The organism is Qipengyuania xiapuensis, assembly GCF_019711395.1.
GTDB classification, from domain to species: Bacteria; Pseudomonadota; Alphaproteobacteria; order Sphingomonadales; family Sphingomonadaceae; genus Qipengyuania; species Qipengyuania xiapuensis.
On the sequence record NZ_JAIGNL010000001.1, the window covers coordinates 1193387 to 1209754 of the forward strand.

15 protein-coding genes are annotated in these 16368 nt (G+C 63.4%); 6 read left to right on the top strand and 9 right to left on the bottom strand.

The window, feature by feature from the left end; genetic code table 11:
* Positions 1-273 precede the first annotated feature (273 nt).
* Together K3163_RS06055 and K3163_RS06060 are read left to right on the top strand one after the other, a co-directional pair.
* On the top strand, positions 274-1614 hold the full coding sequence (locus K3163_RS06055; RefSeq protein ID WP_345719705.1) for a pectate lyase family protein: 1341 nt from the start codon (positions 274-276) through the stop codon (positions 1612-1614).
* A 65-nt stretch (positions 1615-1679) separates the two neighbouring features.
* The gene (locus K3163_RS06060) at positions 1680-2792 is read left to right on the top strand and encodes a glycosyltransferase family 4 protein (RefSeq protein ID WP_345719706.1); all 1113 of its coding nucleotides are present in this window, start codon (positions 1680-1682) and stop codon (positions 2790-2792) included.
* Here K3163_RS06060 and K3163_RS06065 read toward each other — a convergent pair.
* The 5 genes from K3163_RS06065 to K3163_RS06085 all read right to left on the bottom strand — a co-directional run bounded on the left by K3163_RS06065 (position 2786) and on the right by K3163_RS06085 (position 8912).
* Complete coding sequence (locus K3163_RS06065) at positions 2786-4015, bottom strand: outer membrane beta-barrel protein (RefSeq protein WP_221553507.1); 1230 nt, start codon at positions 4013-4015, stop codon at positions 2786-2788. The two genes, K3163_RS06060 and K3163_RS06065, sit on opposite strands and share 7 nt — an antisense overlap.
* Position 4016: 1 nt before the next feature.
* A complete protein-coding gene (locus K3163_RS06070; RefSeq protein WP_221553508.1) occupies positions 4017-4592 on the bottom strand; it encodes a polysaccharide biosynthesis/export family protein in 576 nt (191 codons plus the stop codon).
* A 155-nt stretch (positions 4593-4747) separates the two neighbouring features.
* A complete protein-coding gene (locus K3163_RS06075; RefSeq protein ID WP_221553509.1) occupies positions 4748-5605 on the bottom strand; it encodes a sulfotransferase domain-containing protein in 858 nt (285 codons plus the stop codon).
* The gene (locus tag K3163_RS06080) at positions 5602-6822 is read right to left on the bottom strand and encodes a DegT/DnrJ/EryC1/StrS family aminotransferase (protein ID WP_221553510.1); all 1221 of its coding nucleotides are present in this window, start codon (positions 6820-6822) and stop codon (positions 5602-5604) included. Before K3163_RS06080 ends, K3163_RS06075 begins: the two co-directional genes overlap by 4 nt.
* On the bottom strand, positions 6819-8912 hold the full coding sequence (locus K3163_RS06085; RefSeq protein WP_221553511.1) for a polysaccharide biosynthesis protein: 2094 nt from the start codon (positions 8910-8912) through the stop codon (positions 6819-6821). Before K3163_RS06085 ends, K3163_RS06080 begins: the two co-directional genes overlap by 4 nt.
* 341 nt (positions 8913-9253) lie before the next feature.
* Between K3163_RS06085 and K3163_RS06090 the strand changes: the two genes are divergently transcribed.
* The 3 genes from K3163_RS06090 to K3163_RS06100 are packed head-to-tail and all read left to right on the top strand — an operon-like array spanning position 9254 to position 12113.
* On the top strand, positions 9254-10471 hold the full coding sequence (locus tag K3163_RS06090) for a glycosyltransferase family 4 protein (protein ID WP_221553512.1): 1218 nt from the start codon (positions 9254-9256) through the stop codon (positions 10469-10471).
* Between the two features lie 44 nt (positions 10472-10515).
* The gene (locus K3163_RS06095; RefSeq protein WP_221553513.1) at positions 10516-11430 is read left to right on the top strand and encodes a methionyl-tRNA formyltransferase; all 915 of its coding nucleotides are present in this window, start codon (positions 10516-10518) and stop codon (positions 11428-11430) included.
* Positions 11427-12113, top strand: a complete 687-nt coding sequence (locus tag K3163_RS06100) for a PIG-L deacetylase family protein (RefSeq protein ID WP_221553514.1) — start codon at positions 11427-11429, stop codon at positions 12111-12113. Before K3163_RS06095 ends, K3163_RS06100 begins: the two co-directional genes overlap by 4 nt.
* A gap of 94 nt (positions 12114-12207) precedes the next feature.
* Here K3163_RS06100 and K3163_RS06105 read toward each other — a convergent pair whose 3' ends face one another.
* Together K3163_RS06105 and K3163_RS06110 are read right to left on the bottom strand one after the other, a co-directional pair.
* Positions 12208-12510: a hypothetical protein gene (locus K3163_RS06105; RefSeq protein WP_221553515.1), complete on the bottom strand. Its 303-nt coding sequence runs from the start codon at positions 12508-12510 to the stop codon at positions 12208-12210.
* A 39-nt stretch (positions 12511-12549) separates the two neighbouring features.
* A complete protein-coding gene (locus K3163_RS06110) occupies positions 12550-12783 on the bottom strand; it encodes a hypothetical protein (protein WP_221553516.1) in 234 nt (77 codons plus the stop codon).
* A 100-nt stretch (positions 12784-12883) separates the two neighbouring features.
* Between K3163_RS06110 and K3163_RS06115 the strand changes: the two genes are divergently transcribed.
* Entirely contained in the window at positions 12884-14401 is a 1518-nt protein-coding gene (locus tag K3163_RS06115; RefSeq protein WP_221553517.1) for a hypothetical protein, read from the top strand.
* Between the two features lie 64 nt (positions 14402-14465).
* On the opposite strand, the gene K3163_RS06120 is transcribed toward K3163_RS06115, so the two are convergent.
* Both K3163_RS06120 and K3163_RS06125 read right to left on the bottom strand, forming a co-directional pair.
* Positions 14466-15509 (bottom strand): methyltransferase domain-containing protein, encoded by a 1044-nt coding sequence (locus tag K3163_RS06120; protein ID WP_221553518.1) that lies wholly within the window; start codon positions 15507-15509, stop codon positions 14466-14468.
* A gap of 43 nt (positions 15510-15552) precedes the next feature.
* Entirely contained in the window at positions 15553-16368 is an 816-nt protein-coding gene (locus K3163_RS06125; protein WP_221553519.1) for an HTD2 family dehydratase, read from the bottom strand.

The window sequence follows — 16368 nt, forward strand, 5'->3', positions numbered from 1 at the left end:
GAGGCGGCGGGCAAGTCTGCGCTGTGAGACTCCATGTCCCGATGATGTCGCCTGCCTGCACGCAAGGCAAAAGCAAGTCGGGATCGCGCGCGAATCTTTGGCAGTAGTCTCCGGCACTTTTGCCATCGACAGCGTAACTCGAATTGATAGCTGTCGGGCCGCCAGAGCGCCGCTTATCTTCCGTCCCCTCCGCAAGTTAGACGAGATGGAGGAGGACACGCGATCACGACGTTAGTGAAGCAAAAGCCTGCGCGGAGGGCCGCGCCGCTTACAGTGAGCACCTTCCTGTGTTTCGCGATGCTTCATGCGTGTTCGAACGGTCCTGCGGGAGATGCCGAGGGGCAGTTCACATTCGAAGGCACCCTGCCGGTCGTGGAGACTTCGGCGAACGCTTTTCCGGGCGCGCTTGGTTTCGGGGCAATCTCGAAAGGAGGGGCGGAAGGCGAGATCATCCAGGTGACTACGCTGGCCGACGACGGTCCGGGTTCCTACCGGGCCTGTGTAACAGCGGATATGCCGCGCGTTTGCGTGTTCCGTGTGGAAGGCGTGATCCGGTTCACCGGCAGGCCTCCGATCATATCGTCGCCCTATCTCACCATTGCCGGACAGACCGCACCTGGCGACGGAATTACCCTGGCTCACTCGGGCGCTCCGCACGGGCGCACACCGCTCGTCATCAAGGGCACCCATGACGTCGTCGTGCGCAACATACGCGTGCGGCTCGACCGGCCGGGCGGTGCGCGCGAAGCCGAAGACGGAATCACCATCGAGAACTCCCGGCGGGTTATGATCGACCATGTGAGCGTCAGCGGTGCGCGCGACGAGAACATCAACGGTTTCGCCGACAACGACGCAGTTTCCATCACCAATTCGATCTTTTCCTATGGCGTTCCGAGGCATGACAAATGCGCGCTGCTCGGCAGCGACCCGGTCGGCCCCCAGAACTTCAGCTTCATCTCGAACCTTTGCGCCCACAACGGTGACCGGAATCCCGACGTGAACTTCCCGCCCGGTTCCTGCATCGAAGTGCTCAACAACGTGTTCTACAATGCCCAGTCGGAATTCGCCGAGGTGTGGGAAGGGGCGGGCGGCACCCCGGTCTCGCTGATCGGCAACAGCTTCGTTGCGGGACCCGATACGCGGCGCGCGACCATCGGCATCGCGAACGAGCGCATTGCCTCTACGGGGCCGGCAAGCGTCTTCCTCCACGACAATGCGTTTCTCGGCGAGTTCACACAGGTCGCGCCGGCCACGCGCGAAAGGCTGGTCGGCGATCCGCCCTGTCCGCTGACCACGGAGCCGCGCTCCTCCCATGAGGCGATGCTGGACGTTCTTGCGAATGCAGGTGCCATGCCGCGCGACCCCATCGACCGGCAAGTCGTCGGTGAAGTTCACGCACGCGGTGGCAGGATCGGGAGATGGCCCAAGATGCTCGCGCAGGGACGCGGCGAAAGGCCTTATCCGGACGAAGATCTCGACGGGATGGACGATGTCTGGGAGTTGGCACATGGCGCCGACACGGGAGTGTCGGACCCTTGGGGCGACGCCGATGGCGACGGTATCTCGAACCTGTCGGCGTTTCTTGCCCACCGCGATGCGGAGCTGGCACGATGAATGCCTCGCGGCACCCCATCGAACCCGCCGACATGGCCGATGGGCCACCACATAGGCCATTGACCGTGTGCTACCCGTTCGCGGGCGATGTGATGGGTGGCAGCCATGTCTCGCTGCGCGGACTGCTCGACGGGCTTGATCGAGACGAGGTCCGGATCATCATCGTGCCCGAGGCGCCGGACGGCAGGCTGGCCGAACACTATGCCGCCTACGAGCAAATTCCCGATCCATCACCTCCCGACCGACCCTTCGAAGCCGGGGTACCCTTCGGAGTTTCCGAATTCTTCAGGACCCTCCCTTCCGTCATGAAGCGCGCGCGATTCCTCAAGGAACACGGGGTCGATATCGTGCATACCAACGACGGTCGAAGCCACGCGTCCTGGGCACTTCCGGCCAAGATCGCAGGAGCCAAGTTGCTATGGCATCACCGCGGCAATCCGACCGCCCGAGGGCTTCGCTTCGTGGCTCCCTTGCTTGCAGACCGGATCGTGACCGTGTCTTCCTTCGCGCTTCCGCGGACCAAGCGCGGGTCGGCGCGTTCGGCCCGTGTGGTCCATAGCCCCTTCGATGTGTCCATCACGGTCGACAGGGTGGAGGCGCGAAAGAGGATACTCTCGGAACTCGACCTTGCCGAGGACACGGTGATCTGCGGCTATTTCGGCACCTTCATCGACCGGAAGAAGCCGCTTGAATTCATCGAAACGGTCGAGTTGCTGGCCGAACTCGAGGACCGGCCGGTCGTCGGCCTGCTGTTCGGCGAGGCCGTCGAGCCCGAACTCGGACGAGCCGTGGAGGAACGGGTCAAGGCATCGGAAGGCACCGCAATCCTGATGGGCTATCGCACACCGGGGCACGAATGGCTCGGAGGTTGCGATCTGTTGCTAGTGCCCGCGATCGAGGAGCCGCTTGGACGTACACTCGTCGAGGCGATGCTGGTCGGGACGCCCGTGGTCGCGACGCATTCAGGTGGAAATCCGGAAGCCCTGCGAGGGGATTGCGGGATATTTGTCCCACCCGGCGACTGCTTGGCCATGGCCAGGACTGCTCACGAACTCCTGGCCGACGATCTGCGTCGCAGTGATATAACCGAGCGGGCACGGGTGAGCGCGAAGGACAGGTTCTCACGAGAGAGGCATGTAGCTGCCATCGAGGCGATCTACCACGAACTGGTTCAGTAGCGCAGGCGCACGCTCAGGCCTCCGCGGAACCTGTCGAATTCATCGAAATCCAGATCACTCGTGCGATCGCCGTAGCTTGCCTCGGCGACCAGTGAGAGGTGGCGGCTGAACAGGAATTCGAGCTCGCCCCGGCCCACGAAGGTTTTCTCGGTCACGTCCGTCCCGCGAAAGCGGCTACGACGATAGCCCGCACTGAAACTGGAACGCAGGTTGTGACGGATTTCCTGTTGCCAGGTGATCCTGCCGGTCAGGTCGGTTCGTCCGGTCGCTCCGGTCCGGAAGGTCGCGACATCGCCGCTCGACGCGTCCAGAATGAGGGCAGTCCGCCGTCGCGGGCGGTAGATGAGATTGCCCGCCAGCGAAAAGCCCGTGCGATCCTCGAAGGTCGGCTCGTCGGGTTCGTAGCGGAAAACACCGGCGGACAATGAACCTTCCACGAGGCCGCCCGGGGCCAAATCGAAGCCGACACGGCCGCCCCAGGTCGTCGCGTTGCGCTCCTGTCCCAGCATATCGGTCTCGAGGCGGAAATCGCGGCGATTGGCGAAGCCGGTCGCAGTGAGGAACATCGATCCGCCGACCCGCATGCCGACAGTAGCGCTACCCGAATAGGCACTGAAATCGCGATTGTCGTCGAGGGACGAGAGGGCATCGTACTTCGCGGCCTGTGCCCTGATATCGAGCAGGATCCTGCCACGTGCCCGGCGGTACTGAGCCGCTCCGGACCAGATGTCGAGCTCGCGCGGGCCCGGCGCCAGAATATCGCGCGCTTCGGGATCGCCGCGATCCTCGATCGCGCGTTCGAAAGCTGCGCCGAGGCTCAGGCTTTCCTCTTCATGGGGTGACCAGGTGAAATCCCCCGAAAAGCGCACCGCTTCGCTGTCTTCCGAGGTCTGGTCGGCATGACGGCGGACTACCGTGCGGGTCCCGAAGGCAATCTCGACCGGACCGGAACTGTGCACGGCGCGCATCTGGGGCGCCAGTTCGAACACGACATCGTCAATTTCGTTGTCCGGCAGCGCATAGAGATTGCTGTCGTAGTGGGAGGATAGCTCGACACCGACAGTTACATCGAACGGACCGATCCGGGTGGGATCGATTTCGAACTCGGGATCGTCGCGCTCGATGGCCGGCGCGGTTTCCGGAATGGATTGCGCCGCAAGAGGCGTGTGCAGCAGCGCCAGCGCACTAGCCGAAAGCGACAGGTATTTGCCCCCGCGCGTCATGTCAGAACCAGCGCTCGAAGACGCGGATACGGTCGCCCGGCTGGACGACCGTCGTCTCGTCCGCGCGCCCGACGACCTCGCGGCCCTCGATCGTGCGCGTGACTTCGACAGCCTTTGTGTCCGCGCGGTAGGTATAGCCACCGGCGGCGGAGATTGCGGCAAGGACAGTCATGCCCTGGCGGTATTCGAACTCGCCTGGACGGTTCACTTCGCCAAGCACGTAATAGGGACGCAAGGCAGCGGGTTGCACGTTGACCACTGGCGCATTCAGAATGCCGGAAGAGCGATACTGGTCCTCGATCTTGGTCCCGATCTCGCGGAATGTCAGGCCGCGGACCTCGATTTCCTTGATCATGGGCAGCGAGATCGTGCCGCTGTCGTCGACGGTGTATTCCCCGTCCGCAGCATCGAGGTCCTGGACCGCGATCTGCAGGCTGTCACCGGTATTGACCCGATACTCGCCGCCCGGCGGAGCGGGGATCGACGCGAGCGAACCGGCACCGCCGCAACTCGCCAGCGAAAGACTGCCAAGCAGCGCCAGGATCAGAAGGCCTGTTTTCCGGAGCATTTGGGACATGTTTATCTCCATAATCATCGCGACCGATGGAAGTGTTTCCAATGTTACCCTAGCCCAAGCGCGCCGCTTGCGGGTCGACCATTAAGGCGATGATCATAAAGCGGTTATTGGCCCTAATCCTTTCGGGTTAGGTGCGGTTGAGCGCTACGCCACGGTCAGGCGGCAACCGATGCTGCAGGCACTTTCCAGTGCGCGAGGTCGAGTCCTGTGATCTCTTCGGTCAGTGCAATGTCATCGCGGTAGAATTCTTCCATCCTGCGCCTCAGGGCAGGTTCCAGCGCAGGGTATTTCACCTCGCGTGCGAGGAGCGCGCGCGCGCCCTCGAACCAGGGCTTTCCGCGCAATGGCCGCACCGTCTCCTTGAATGGGGCGAGCATCTGGCGAAGGGGCAAGGGAAGCAGTTTTTCGCGGCTGTTGTTTTCACGCCGGCTCACCGTTTCACGGTCGGTATCGGGGGCAATCGGCGCATCGATGTGGGCCGAGACCCGCTCGATCACGCCGGCCGGATCGGCCTTCACATCCTCGAACGGGAAGACCAGCAATTGCTCGCGGTCGAAGTGGCGCAGCCAGGTTGAGAGGTGCCGCCCGTAAAGGCCGTCCAGCAGGAAGCGCGGCTCGGGGTTGTCGGGCGAGGATAGGTAGTCTTCGGGACGATCGCTCACCAGCCCGCGGCGGTAGAGCATCTTGTAGTCCGAATAGGCCCGGTCGACGGGATTTCGGAGCTGCGCGACCAGCTTCGCTTGAGGCATCATCGCTGCGAGCCGCGCGGGAGTTGCCGGATCCGATAGGTAATCGGCCGATTTTTCGCCTACCAGCGCGGCCCAGCCGGGAGCGTCCTCGAACCACGAACGATAATAGTCCTCGCCCTTGTCGTACTCCCGCGAGAAGAAGTGCGGCTCGGGATCGGGCATGAAGATCGACGGGTTCTCCTGCAGGCGCATCTGGATCCATGTCGTCGCGGCCTTGGCTGCGCCGATGATCACGAAGTCGGGAAGGCGGCGGCTTGCGCTCATGCCGAGAGCTCGTCGAGCGCCAGCAGCAGGGCTGTAGCGGTCGCCCGCATATCGTCGCACAGGAGCGTGTGGTCGACCTGCAACATGAGTGATCTGCGCCCGAGGTCGCGTGCGACCTCCAGATGGCCGTCGCGCTTGACGCCCATCCCGTCGAAAGCGCGCTCGCTGCTCATGTCGGGACAGGTACCCGTCCCGATGGCAACGCCGCTGGCCAGCAGCTTCGCGATCAACTGCGCGCGCAGGTCCTCGACCGGCTCGTGCAGAGGATCGGCGAGGGTGAAATTGAACTTGTACCAGGCGTGCTCATAACCCTGTTCCCGCCGCTGGAGCCTGATGCGTGGATCGGGGCGCAGGGCCTCTTCGAGGATCGCGGCATTCGAGCGTCGTCGGTCGAGCCAGCCGGGCAGGTTATGCAACTGGCGCCGGCCGATGGCGGCTTGCATTTCGGTCATGCGGAAATTGGTGCCCGGCTGCGTGCAGACATAGCGGAACTGTCCGGGAATGCCTTGGCCGTCCTGCATCTTGGCGCGGCTTTTTCCGTGGTCCTTGTAAGACCATCCGCGTTCGCAGGCCTCGCTGTCGCGGAACAGGCAAAGCCCCCCTTCGCCCCCAGTCGACATGATCTTGTCGGTGCAGAAAGAGAACGCCGCAGCGTCGCCCCATGCGCCTGCCTTTCGGCCATCGATCGCAGCGCCATGGGCCTGCGCACAATCCTCGATCACGAAGAGCCCGCGCTCGTCGGCGATTTCGCAAATGCGCGGCATCTCGGCCGGAAGACCGCCGAGATGCACGCAGATGATCGCCTTGGTCTGCGGACCGATGAGCCGCTCGATCGAGGCGGGGTCAATATTGTGCGTATCTGACAGCACGTCGGCAAAGGCGGGCGACGCGCCAACCGCCAACACTGCACTGGCCGTTGCAAAGAAGCTGCGTGCGGGGACGATGACCTCGTCGCCCGGACCGATGCCGAGCGCGCGCAAGGCTACTTCGAGCGCGACCGTGCCGTTGGCGACGCAGAAGCCGTGCGGCATGCCGATGTATTCGGCGAACTCGCTGGCGAAGGCAGTCGTCTGTTCGCCGTGGACAAGACCGTTGACCTTGCCAGATGCGAGGACCGCGCACGCCGCGTCGATCTCGTCCTGCTCGTGCCTTGGCCAATGACTCGGGCGAGGGCGCAGGGCGGCGACGGGATGCTCGGGCACGACCGGCTTGTTCATGTCGTCACCGGCGCTGCCTCGCCGAGCCGTTCGCTACCGCGCTTTGCGGGAATGAGGTCGAAACGCGCGCCGCTGCTCGGGATCTTGACCAGGTGATGCGCGATGCGCTCGGCCTCGCTGGGATCGCCGCGGATAACCGCTTCGCGCAGCCGGTCGATGCTCTTGTTGATGAAGGGCAGCGGGATCGGGTGCGAGCGGGCTTCGAAGATGCCCTTGATCCGCGATTCCACTTCTTCCTCGCAATCGTCGAAGAGCTCCTCGTAGAGCTTTTCGCCCGGGCGCAGGCCGACGAATTCGATCGGCACGTCGACTTCGGGTTCGAGCCCGTATTGCGCGATCAGGCGATAGGCGAGATCGACGATGCGCACCGGCTTGCCCATGTCGAGGACGTAAATGCTGCCGCGCTCGAGGTCTTCTGCCAGCGCTGCCGCACTGCTTTGCAGGATCAGCTGCACGGCTTCGCGCACGGTCATGAAGAAGCGCTCGATGTCGGGGTGGGTGACTGTGAGCGGCTTGCCCTCTTCGAGCTGGCGGCGGAACAGCGGCAGGATCGAGCCGCTCGAGCCGAGCACGTTGCCGAACCGGACGGTCATGAAACGCGGGGCGCCCGGATCGTCGACGCCGCACATGTCGAGCGCCTGGCTGTAGAGTTCGCCCACGCGCTTCGTCGCCCCCATCATGCCGACCGGATTCACCGCCTTGTCGGTCGAGACCTGCACCATGGCCCGCGCGCCGAACTGGGTGACGGCATCGGCCACGTGCTTCGTGCCGATGATATTAGTGTGCACGCCCGCGCACGGGTTCAGTTCCACGATCGGGACGTGCTTGAGCGCGGCTGCGTGATAGACCACCGAGGGGCGGTGGTCGTCGAACACGCGGAGCACCTCTTCCTGCGAGCGGATGTCGCAGAGTTCGGGGCGGATATCGAGGTCCGGATAGGCCTCGCGCAGCTGCATCTCGATCGAGTAGAGATTGTACTCGCACAGCTCTAGCAGGATCAGGCGCGAAGGTCGGAAACTTGCGAGCTGGCGTGCAAGTTCGCCGCCGATCGTGCCGCCCGCACCGGTGACCAGCACGCTCTGTCCCTCGATCTGGCGGGTGATCACGTCGCCCTCGAGCTCGTATTCGTTGCGGCCGAGCAGGTCGGGCACCGACAGTTCGGTTGCCTCGCCATTGCCCGGGCGCTGCAGGATCTGGCTCCAGTGGTTCTTGATCCGCGAAAGCTCCAGGCCGAGCTCGCGGGCCCGGTGGGTGAGGCGGGTCATTTCGCGGTTGCCGAGATACATCCCGTCATCGAGCGTGATCGCGATCGAGAAGGGTCGTCCCTGTTCCTCGGCGGCCTTTGCCACATCGACCAGCTTGTCGTGACTGCCGAGCACGCGAACGCCGCCGATCCGGTCGATCACGTCGGCCTCCGATGGCAACAGGATGCCCGCGATCGCGAACTGCGGTTCGTCTTCTGCGCGCATCAGCTCGATAACCGACATTGCCCATTGTGCCGGGCCGATCAGCAGCGCCTGGGGAAGGTCGGTGCGGGTGGCCTTGCCCAGAGTGATGTGCGAACCCGAAAGGCTCTCTCGTGCAAGCCGCCGGGCCGATCTCAGCGCGAGCAGCAGGCCGGTTGCCAGCATCCACTGGGTGATTGCCGTGACCGTGACGGGCAAGGTGAGTGCGATCCCCTGGCTCACGAGGATCACGGTCCAGCCCAAGGCAGAACCGGCAAGGCCGAACGCGACAACTGCCGCAGCGTGACGGAATCCGAAAAAGCGCCAGCTGTGCTTGTAAAGCCGGAGCGCGAAGAGGGTTGCCGTCGCCGCGAATGCAAATCCGAAGAGCGTCGGCAGGTTCACCACCTCGAGGCCCATCTCGGCAAGCGGGACCATAAAGGCCGCCACGAGGAGACTGACGACAAATGCTGTCATGTCGAGGGCCGCCAGCAGGGTCGTCCTCAACAGCCGGCGTAGCGAGGCAGGGCGATAGGGCCGAACCCTGCGAGGCGCACGACCAAGGCCCACCACCTTGCGGATGGGCGGGGTCTTCACGCTATCCGCGCTCCAGTCGTCATTTGCGGATCGGACCTTGTCTGTCATGCCGGCGGTCGGGTTCCTTGGCGTGCGCGCTGAATGGAAACGGGTTCTGGAGCCGGTATGAATAGTCCATCGCGCGCGATGCATAAGCGGCGCAGAAAGACATCAGCCGGAATGGTCGCCGCGTCGCAAAAGGTGGTGCCCGCCACTACTCCATCCCGTGAAGGGGGTGGCCTGCCATATCCCTTTGGCAAGATCGCCCGTGCCCCATCTCGAATGGGTATGCCCCCTATTGCCGATTGCTCTCGGCCTCGCTTCACGCCGATGATGCACCGCGATGGGGGCGCAGATGCTGTCCTTGGTGAAACAATGAGAAACGAACCGGCCCGAAGGACCAGCCCCGCTTGAAGATCGTCGTATTATCGAGCCTGGCCTACTCCCTCACCAACTTCCGCGGCGACCTGCTGCGCGCAATGAGGGAGAACGGTCACGAGGTGGTCGCCGTCGCGCCCGATCGCGACGAACAGGTCGAGCGCGAGCTTGCCGAGAGCGGGATCGAATTCCGCACCGTCCCGATGAGCCGGGCGGGCATGAACCCCTTCGCCGACCTCCGCCTGATCTTCGCATACATCATGCTGATGCTGCGTGAGCGTCCCGAGCTCGTGCTTGCCTATACCCAGAAGCCCATTGTTTACGGCGGGCTGGTCACACGTCTCCTGGCAATCCCGCGCTTTTTCCCGCTCATGTCGGGCCTCGGCCATGTTTTCAGCCCGGACAGCGGGGTGAGCGAAACGATAAAGCGGCTGGTCGCGCGCCTCTATCGCATTGCCATCCGGCGTGCGCAGACCATCTTCGTGTTCAACTCCGACGACCGGAAGGACATGCTCGATCTCGGGATCGTCACCAAGGAACAGAAGGTCCTGCAGGTCCCCGGTTCGGGGGTCGACCTCAAGCGCTTTGCCCATGTCCAGCCCGAGGCCGGAAAGCTGCACTTCCTCCTCATCGCGAGGCTGCTGCGCAATAAGGGCATTCCCGAATTCCTCGAAGCTGCGAGGCAGGTACAGAAGACCAAGCCCGACGCCCGTTTCTCCGTCCTTGGCCATATCGATTGCGAGAACCCGGCCGGTTTCACCGAGGAAGAGCTGGCTGAATTCGCACGCGACTATCCCGTCGAATTCGTACCGGGCACCGACGACGTGCGGCCGTTCCTAGCCGACAGCACGGTCTTCGTCCTTCCGACGACCTATCGCGAAGGCCTGCCGCGCACGATCCTCGAGGCCATGGCTACGGGACGCGCGATCATCGCGACCGATGCACCCGGGTGCCGAGACGCGGTCGATGACGGTTCCAACGGCTTCCTCGTCGAGCCCGGCAATGCTGCCGACCTCGCGCGCGCAATGCTGAAATTCGTGGCCGACCCGCAGCTGGCAGCGACGATGGGGGAGCGTTCGCGTGGGCGCGCCGAGAAGGTTTACGACGTCGAGCTGGTCAACCGCACGCTACTCTACGAAATGGACCTCCTGCGCCATTCGGGCAGGCCATCCACCCCGGGAGCGCCAATCGAGCTGGGCGCGGTCGAGAAGCCTGCGCGCGCCCTTGCGCCTGCGAGAAAGCAGGGCTGAACGGTGGGGGCTGACGGCATGGGCCTTGCGATGGAGAAGCTTCTGTGACGCGTGCGGTTGTCGTCGGTGCGGTGGGTAGCACCGAGGTCGTGCTCGACGCCCTTGCCTCGGCCGAGGGGTGGGAAGTCCCGCTCGTCGTCACACTGCCGCTCGAGCTCAGTTCCCGCCATTCGGACTTCGTCGACCTCGCTTCCCAGGCTGAAGGCCTCGGCGCCGAAGTGCTGCGAACGAGCAAGACCAACGATCCCGAAACGCTGGATGCCATCCGGCGAGCGGAACCCGATTACATCTTCGTCGTCGGCTGGTCGCAGCTCTGCAAGAGCGCGTTTCTCGGCATCAGGCCGCGCAAGGTCATCGGCTATCATCCTGCCGCTCTCCCGCGGCTGAGGGGAAGGGCGGCGCTGCCCTGGACGATCCTGCTCGACGAAAAGATCACCGCTGGCAGCCTGTTCTGGATGGAAGAAGGGACGGACGACGGGGACCTGCTGGCCCAGTCTTATTTCCACCTCGCGCCCGACGAGACGGTATCTGAGCTTTACGACAAGCACATGCGGGCACTTCGGGCGATGCTCGATGAAAGCCTGCCCAGGCTTGCCTCGGGCGAGGAGCCGCGGACCGTACAGGACGAGCGCTATGCGACATGGGCGACCAAGCGCACGGCGCGCGACGGGCTGATCGACTGGAATGGCGATGCGGTCTCCGTCGACCGGCTGGTCCGCGCCGTCGGCAAGCCTTATCCCGGGGCCTTCACCCATGACCGGGGGCAGAAGCTGGTCATCTGGTCGAGCACGCCGGTTCACGGTCCTTCCCCGTATCACGCGGCACCCGGACAGATCGTGGCGCGCGAGGAGGGATGCCTGCTGATCCAGTGCGGATCGGGTTTGCTCAGAGCCAACGAGTGGGAGTGCGAGTGTGACGCCGTACCGCGGCTCCACGCGATACTGGGGAGGGCGGAATGAACGATCTGGCGAGCCTAGGCCGGGTGCTCGTGGTGGCGCCGCACCCCGACGACGAGGTGCTGGGCTGTGGCGGCACGATGGCGCGGCTGGCAGCCGAGGGTATCTCGGTCCACGTGCTTGTGGCGACAAAGGGCAAGCCTCCAGCCTTCGACCCCGAGGGCGTGGCGCAGGTCCGGGCAGAAATGCTCGAGGCGCACAAGCTGCTGGAAGTGGTCGAAACGCACGAGGTCGACCTGCCCGCGGCCGCACTCGACACGGTTCCGGCGGCACAGGTCAATGCCGAGATCGGCAGGATCATCGAGGACATATCGCCCGACACGCTGTTCCTGCCTCACATCGGGGACATCCATGGCGACCATGCCATCGTTTTCCAGGCCTCGATGGTCGCTGCGCGGCCGCGCCACAATCGCGCCCCGGCCCGCATCCTGTGTTACGAAACGCTGTCCGAGACCAATTGGTACGCGCCGCCGATGACACCGGCGTTCATGCCCAATGTCTTCATCGACGTTTCCGAAACGCTGGACCGCAAGCTCGATGCCTTCCGTTGCTTCCAGTCCCAGGTCCGGCCGTTCCCGGAAGAAAGGTCCATCGAGGCGCTCGAGGCGCTCGCCCGTTCGCGCGGTGCAACGGTGCATGTCAAAGCTGCCGAAGCCTTCATGAACGTGAGACAGATCATCCGCTGAAGCGGCGGGAGATCGCCACTACTCTCCCTCCGGTTGGTAAAACCCTTGTGAATCAGTTTGTTGGCTGAATGAACGGGGTGAATATTTCTTTCGGTTACTTGAAAGATTCACCAAGTTGCATTGGTTGAAATAAATACGGCTTACCGAATTCCCGACACAATTCGCCGCGTGCTCTAGGCGTTGGTAATTGGATGCTAACCATCATTGTCCTATCGCACCAATCGGACGGGAAGATTATTCGGGTAGCGATATCGTCCTTGTGCCGTCGGTCCTTGCGGGCCCAACGACGATAAACATTCATAAATTCAAGATTTTGCGCATTTCTGCGCACCAGCAAGGTATTGCCTGTGAACATCCGCACGTTTGTCAAAAACGCCGCACTAGCTTCTTCCGCCATCGCCCTCGCATCCTGCGGCGGCGGAAGCGACAGTAACAGTCAGGCGCCCTCTCCGTCGGCGACCGTCTCGCCGACGCCGAGCCCGTCGCCGACACCTTCACCGAGCCCGACGCCCACACCCGCGCCGACGCCTACTCCGACGCCCGCACCGGTCCCCACACCGACGCCGACCCCGGCTCCTACTCCGACGCCCACACCGACGCCTACTCCTACTCCTACTCCCAGCCCGACACCGCCCCCGACGACCGGCGGCAAGTCGGATGCTTTCGCCAACCCCGATGACGGCGGCATTCCCGATGTCGGGACACACCCGATCGCATTTCCCACGGCAATCGGCTTCGGACGCGAGACCTCGGTTCGTTCACCCAATGCCGTGGTCTACAAGATCAACTCGCTCGAGGACACGGCCAACCCGGACGACGGCAAGATCACCTATCGCGAGTGTGCGAAGGCGTTGCAGGTCAACTCGCCCTACAGCATTCCTGCCGGTAGGCCGCGCTACTGCGTGTTCGACGTCGCCGGTTCGATCGTGCTGCAGTCCGAGGCCTGGATCCAGACTCCCAAGATCTACATCGCGGGCCAGACCTCTCCCGGAGGTATCGAACTGCGCCTCGGCGCCAATTACGATCCGGTGGACTCGCTCATCGATACACGGCGGGGAGGCGATCACCTGATTGCGCGGCACATCCGCGCGCGCATCGGCGAACATCCCGACCGCCCCTCGGACAATGGGGACGCGGTGCGCTTCAACGGAACACGGTTCCAGATTCTCGACCACGTCACCGCCCAGTACGGCACTGACGAAAGCATCGAGGCGAGCTGTACCGATTGCACTATCCAGTGGTCGATCGTCGGCCCGAACATCTGCCGTGACGCGGGACACAGTTCTGCGCTGCATTGCAAGACGCTGTTCCTGAAACCCGGTAACCGCGTGACATTGGCCTACAACCTGTCGCAGCACGGCGTGCAGCGCGGGCTGAACGTTGCCCCCGGTGTCCTGCGCGCCCCGACCGGTACGGTTAGCCAGGTCGATGCGCTCAACAACGTGATCTACAACTTCGTCGAGGAAGGCGGGCTCATTTCGAACCAGTACGGTTCGGTCTACGCCAATTACATCGGCAACGTGTATTTCCGCGGCTCGGTCTACACCGACAAGAACGGCAACTACTGGCCCGCCCTGTATAACAGTGCGACGACCGAGCCGTTCGGATTCTCGATCTACATGAAGAACAACATCTCTCCGCGTAACCGGATATCCGGGCAGTTCGGATCGACTGTCACGGACTTCTTCAGGGACGCGGTCGGCTTCTTCAAGGGAGTGGTGGCATCCACGGTTTGCGGCGTGACGTCCAACGGCCTCCAGGATTGCTCGAGGTCGGGCAAGAACGTGGTCCAGGACAGCAGTATCGTCGTGGCCCCGGGCACGCAGAAGACCTTCGAGGACTGGATGATCGCCAGCCCGATGCAGGGTATGCGCAACGTGCTTGCATATGCCGGTGCCGAACTCTGCCGCGACGGAACCTGCCGCGACAACATCGACAGCGCATTCGTGGAGGATGTGCGGTCGTGTGATGCGGCACCGTACCTGGTCGAGAACCCGGCGGACATCAGGACGGCCGCCTCGGTCGGTGGCTATGCGCGGATCTCGTCGACGGGCGGGGCCAAGCCCGACCGTGATAACGACGGCATGCCCGACGAGTGGGAAGATCTCTACTCGAACACCAATGCAGGCGTTTGGGATGCCAACGAGGACGCGGACGGTGACGGTTATCCGAACATCGAAGAGTACCTGAACATGCTCGCGCAGGACCACCTGAGGTACCGCGACATCTACAGTTCGGGGAAAGGCGCCCTGCCGGCTTACAACTGCGGCCGCCCGCAGTTCCCTTGACGATCACGGCGGCGCGCTCGTTCTCGAGCGATGCGCGCCGCCGAACGATTGTGCCTACGAGAACCTACTGGGCGCCTTGGTAGTGCTCGATAATTTCCTGCGGTGAGATGGTTCGATCCATCTTGCGGCCCAGGAAATAGACGCCGCTCGCCCCGTCGACAGAATAATTCTCCGGAATGAAGCGATCGAGAAGCTGCGCCCATGCAAAGGCCAGCTTCGCAATCTTGCCAGCGATGCGTGACCGGAAAAGGCTGCGGACAAAGTAATCCGCGGACCACATGAGCTGCAGTCCGGGACCGCCATTGCTACCCGATTCAATCAGATCGAACCGTCGGAAAAGGTAGCGGTGCCCGCTTTCGGTGAAGCGGGTGAAATCATACGCGCCTTCATGGACCTGCTGCATGAAGGGCGTATCGGCATAGACCGTCCCGCCTGGCCTCAGGACCCGCCATATCTCGCCAACGACTTTCTCGGGTTCCAGCACGTGTTCGAGAACCGCCTGGATCACAACGGCGTCGAAAAACCCGTCTTCGATCGGGATCGCATGCGCATCGGCGACGAACTGGACGTTGGGCGTGGCGTAGATGTCGAAGCTGTAAATCTGGGTCTGCGGATCATCGTAGAGCGGTTGCATGCCTTGTCCGATCGAACCGCCCCCGATGACGAGAACGCGGGACTTTCCTTCCGAGGTGGCAAGCTGTTCCCTCAGCTTCTCAATATGCTTCCGGGTGCCGTCCTTGTCCGGGGAGAGCATCTTCTTGATCAGCTGGGACATGCCCGAATAGTTGGCGCGTTCCACCTCGCTGGCTGCTGCGGTTGTCTCGACAGTGCTTTCCTCAAGCACCGAGGTCTCGAAGTCGACCAGCACGGGACGCCCGTCGATGATCCGGTATTCCCGCCGGGCATCGCCGTTGGCGGGCACAGACAGCAATCGGTCGCCGATTTTCTCAAGCGGCCGCTTGCTCACCGGGCAGCGCAGGTTCGCGATGCAATCCTCGACACTGACTAGCATTCCGGCTCCTGCACATCGGCAACGTCGGGTGTCAGTCTGTTGTGCCGAGCAGATTGTATCAAGGCCATACCCCCAATGACCCGCGATCGGGGTCACGCCTAATCATTTGGGGCAATTTGTAGCGCTTTTCAGGCCCTTCTCAGTTGTGCGCCGCTTTCGCCTGCATTGCGGTCACACCGTCGCAGCGCACCGCTTCGACGAGACCCTCATCCGCCTTCCGCAGGTAGACCGGCTGCCCCAGGAACAGCGGCGCTATCGCGCGGAAGGAGAAGCTTGCGAGCGGGCCGTCTTCCATCGCCAGCGCCGCGAGTTTTGCGGCGGTGAAGGGGCCATGGATTACGAGCGCCGGGTAGCCTTCCACACCGGTCGTATAGGGCTTGTCGTAATGGATGCGGTGGCCGTTGTAGGTCGCGGCCGAAAAGCGGAAGAGGTTGACACCGTCGGGCTTCCATTCCTCGCCGTCCGGTGCCTCGGCAGCCGGTTCGGGCATGGGGGAGGGGGCACCATCCTCGCGGTAGACGTAGGTCTGCACTTCGCGGACGCGCAAATTCCCGCCTTGTTCGATCAGCTTTTCCACCTTGGCGAAGACCAGGTCGCCCGAGCGACCCGACTTGTGCGTCAGCTCCGCCACGCGGCTGGTCTGCCGTGCTCTCGTGCCAAGCTCAAGCTCGCCATGGAATTCGATTTCGCTCGCCGCGAACATCCGGCGGGGTAGAGTCACATCGGGGAGAAAGCCCCCGCGCCGCGGGTGACCGTCGGGCCCGATCTCGTCATCATGTGGGCAGGGGAGGAAGAAGGCCCAGTGCGGCAGGGGAACGCGGTCGTTCTCGTCCTGGCGGCCCACTGCGCGGCCAAACCGCCGTAAGGCGAGCGGGTCGAGCACTTCTTCTTCGATGATTTCGCGCCCTACCGCAGCCTGCCATTGGGCGAGCTGCGCTTCGCTGACGCCGGACAT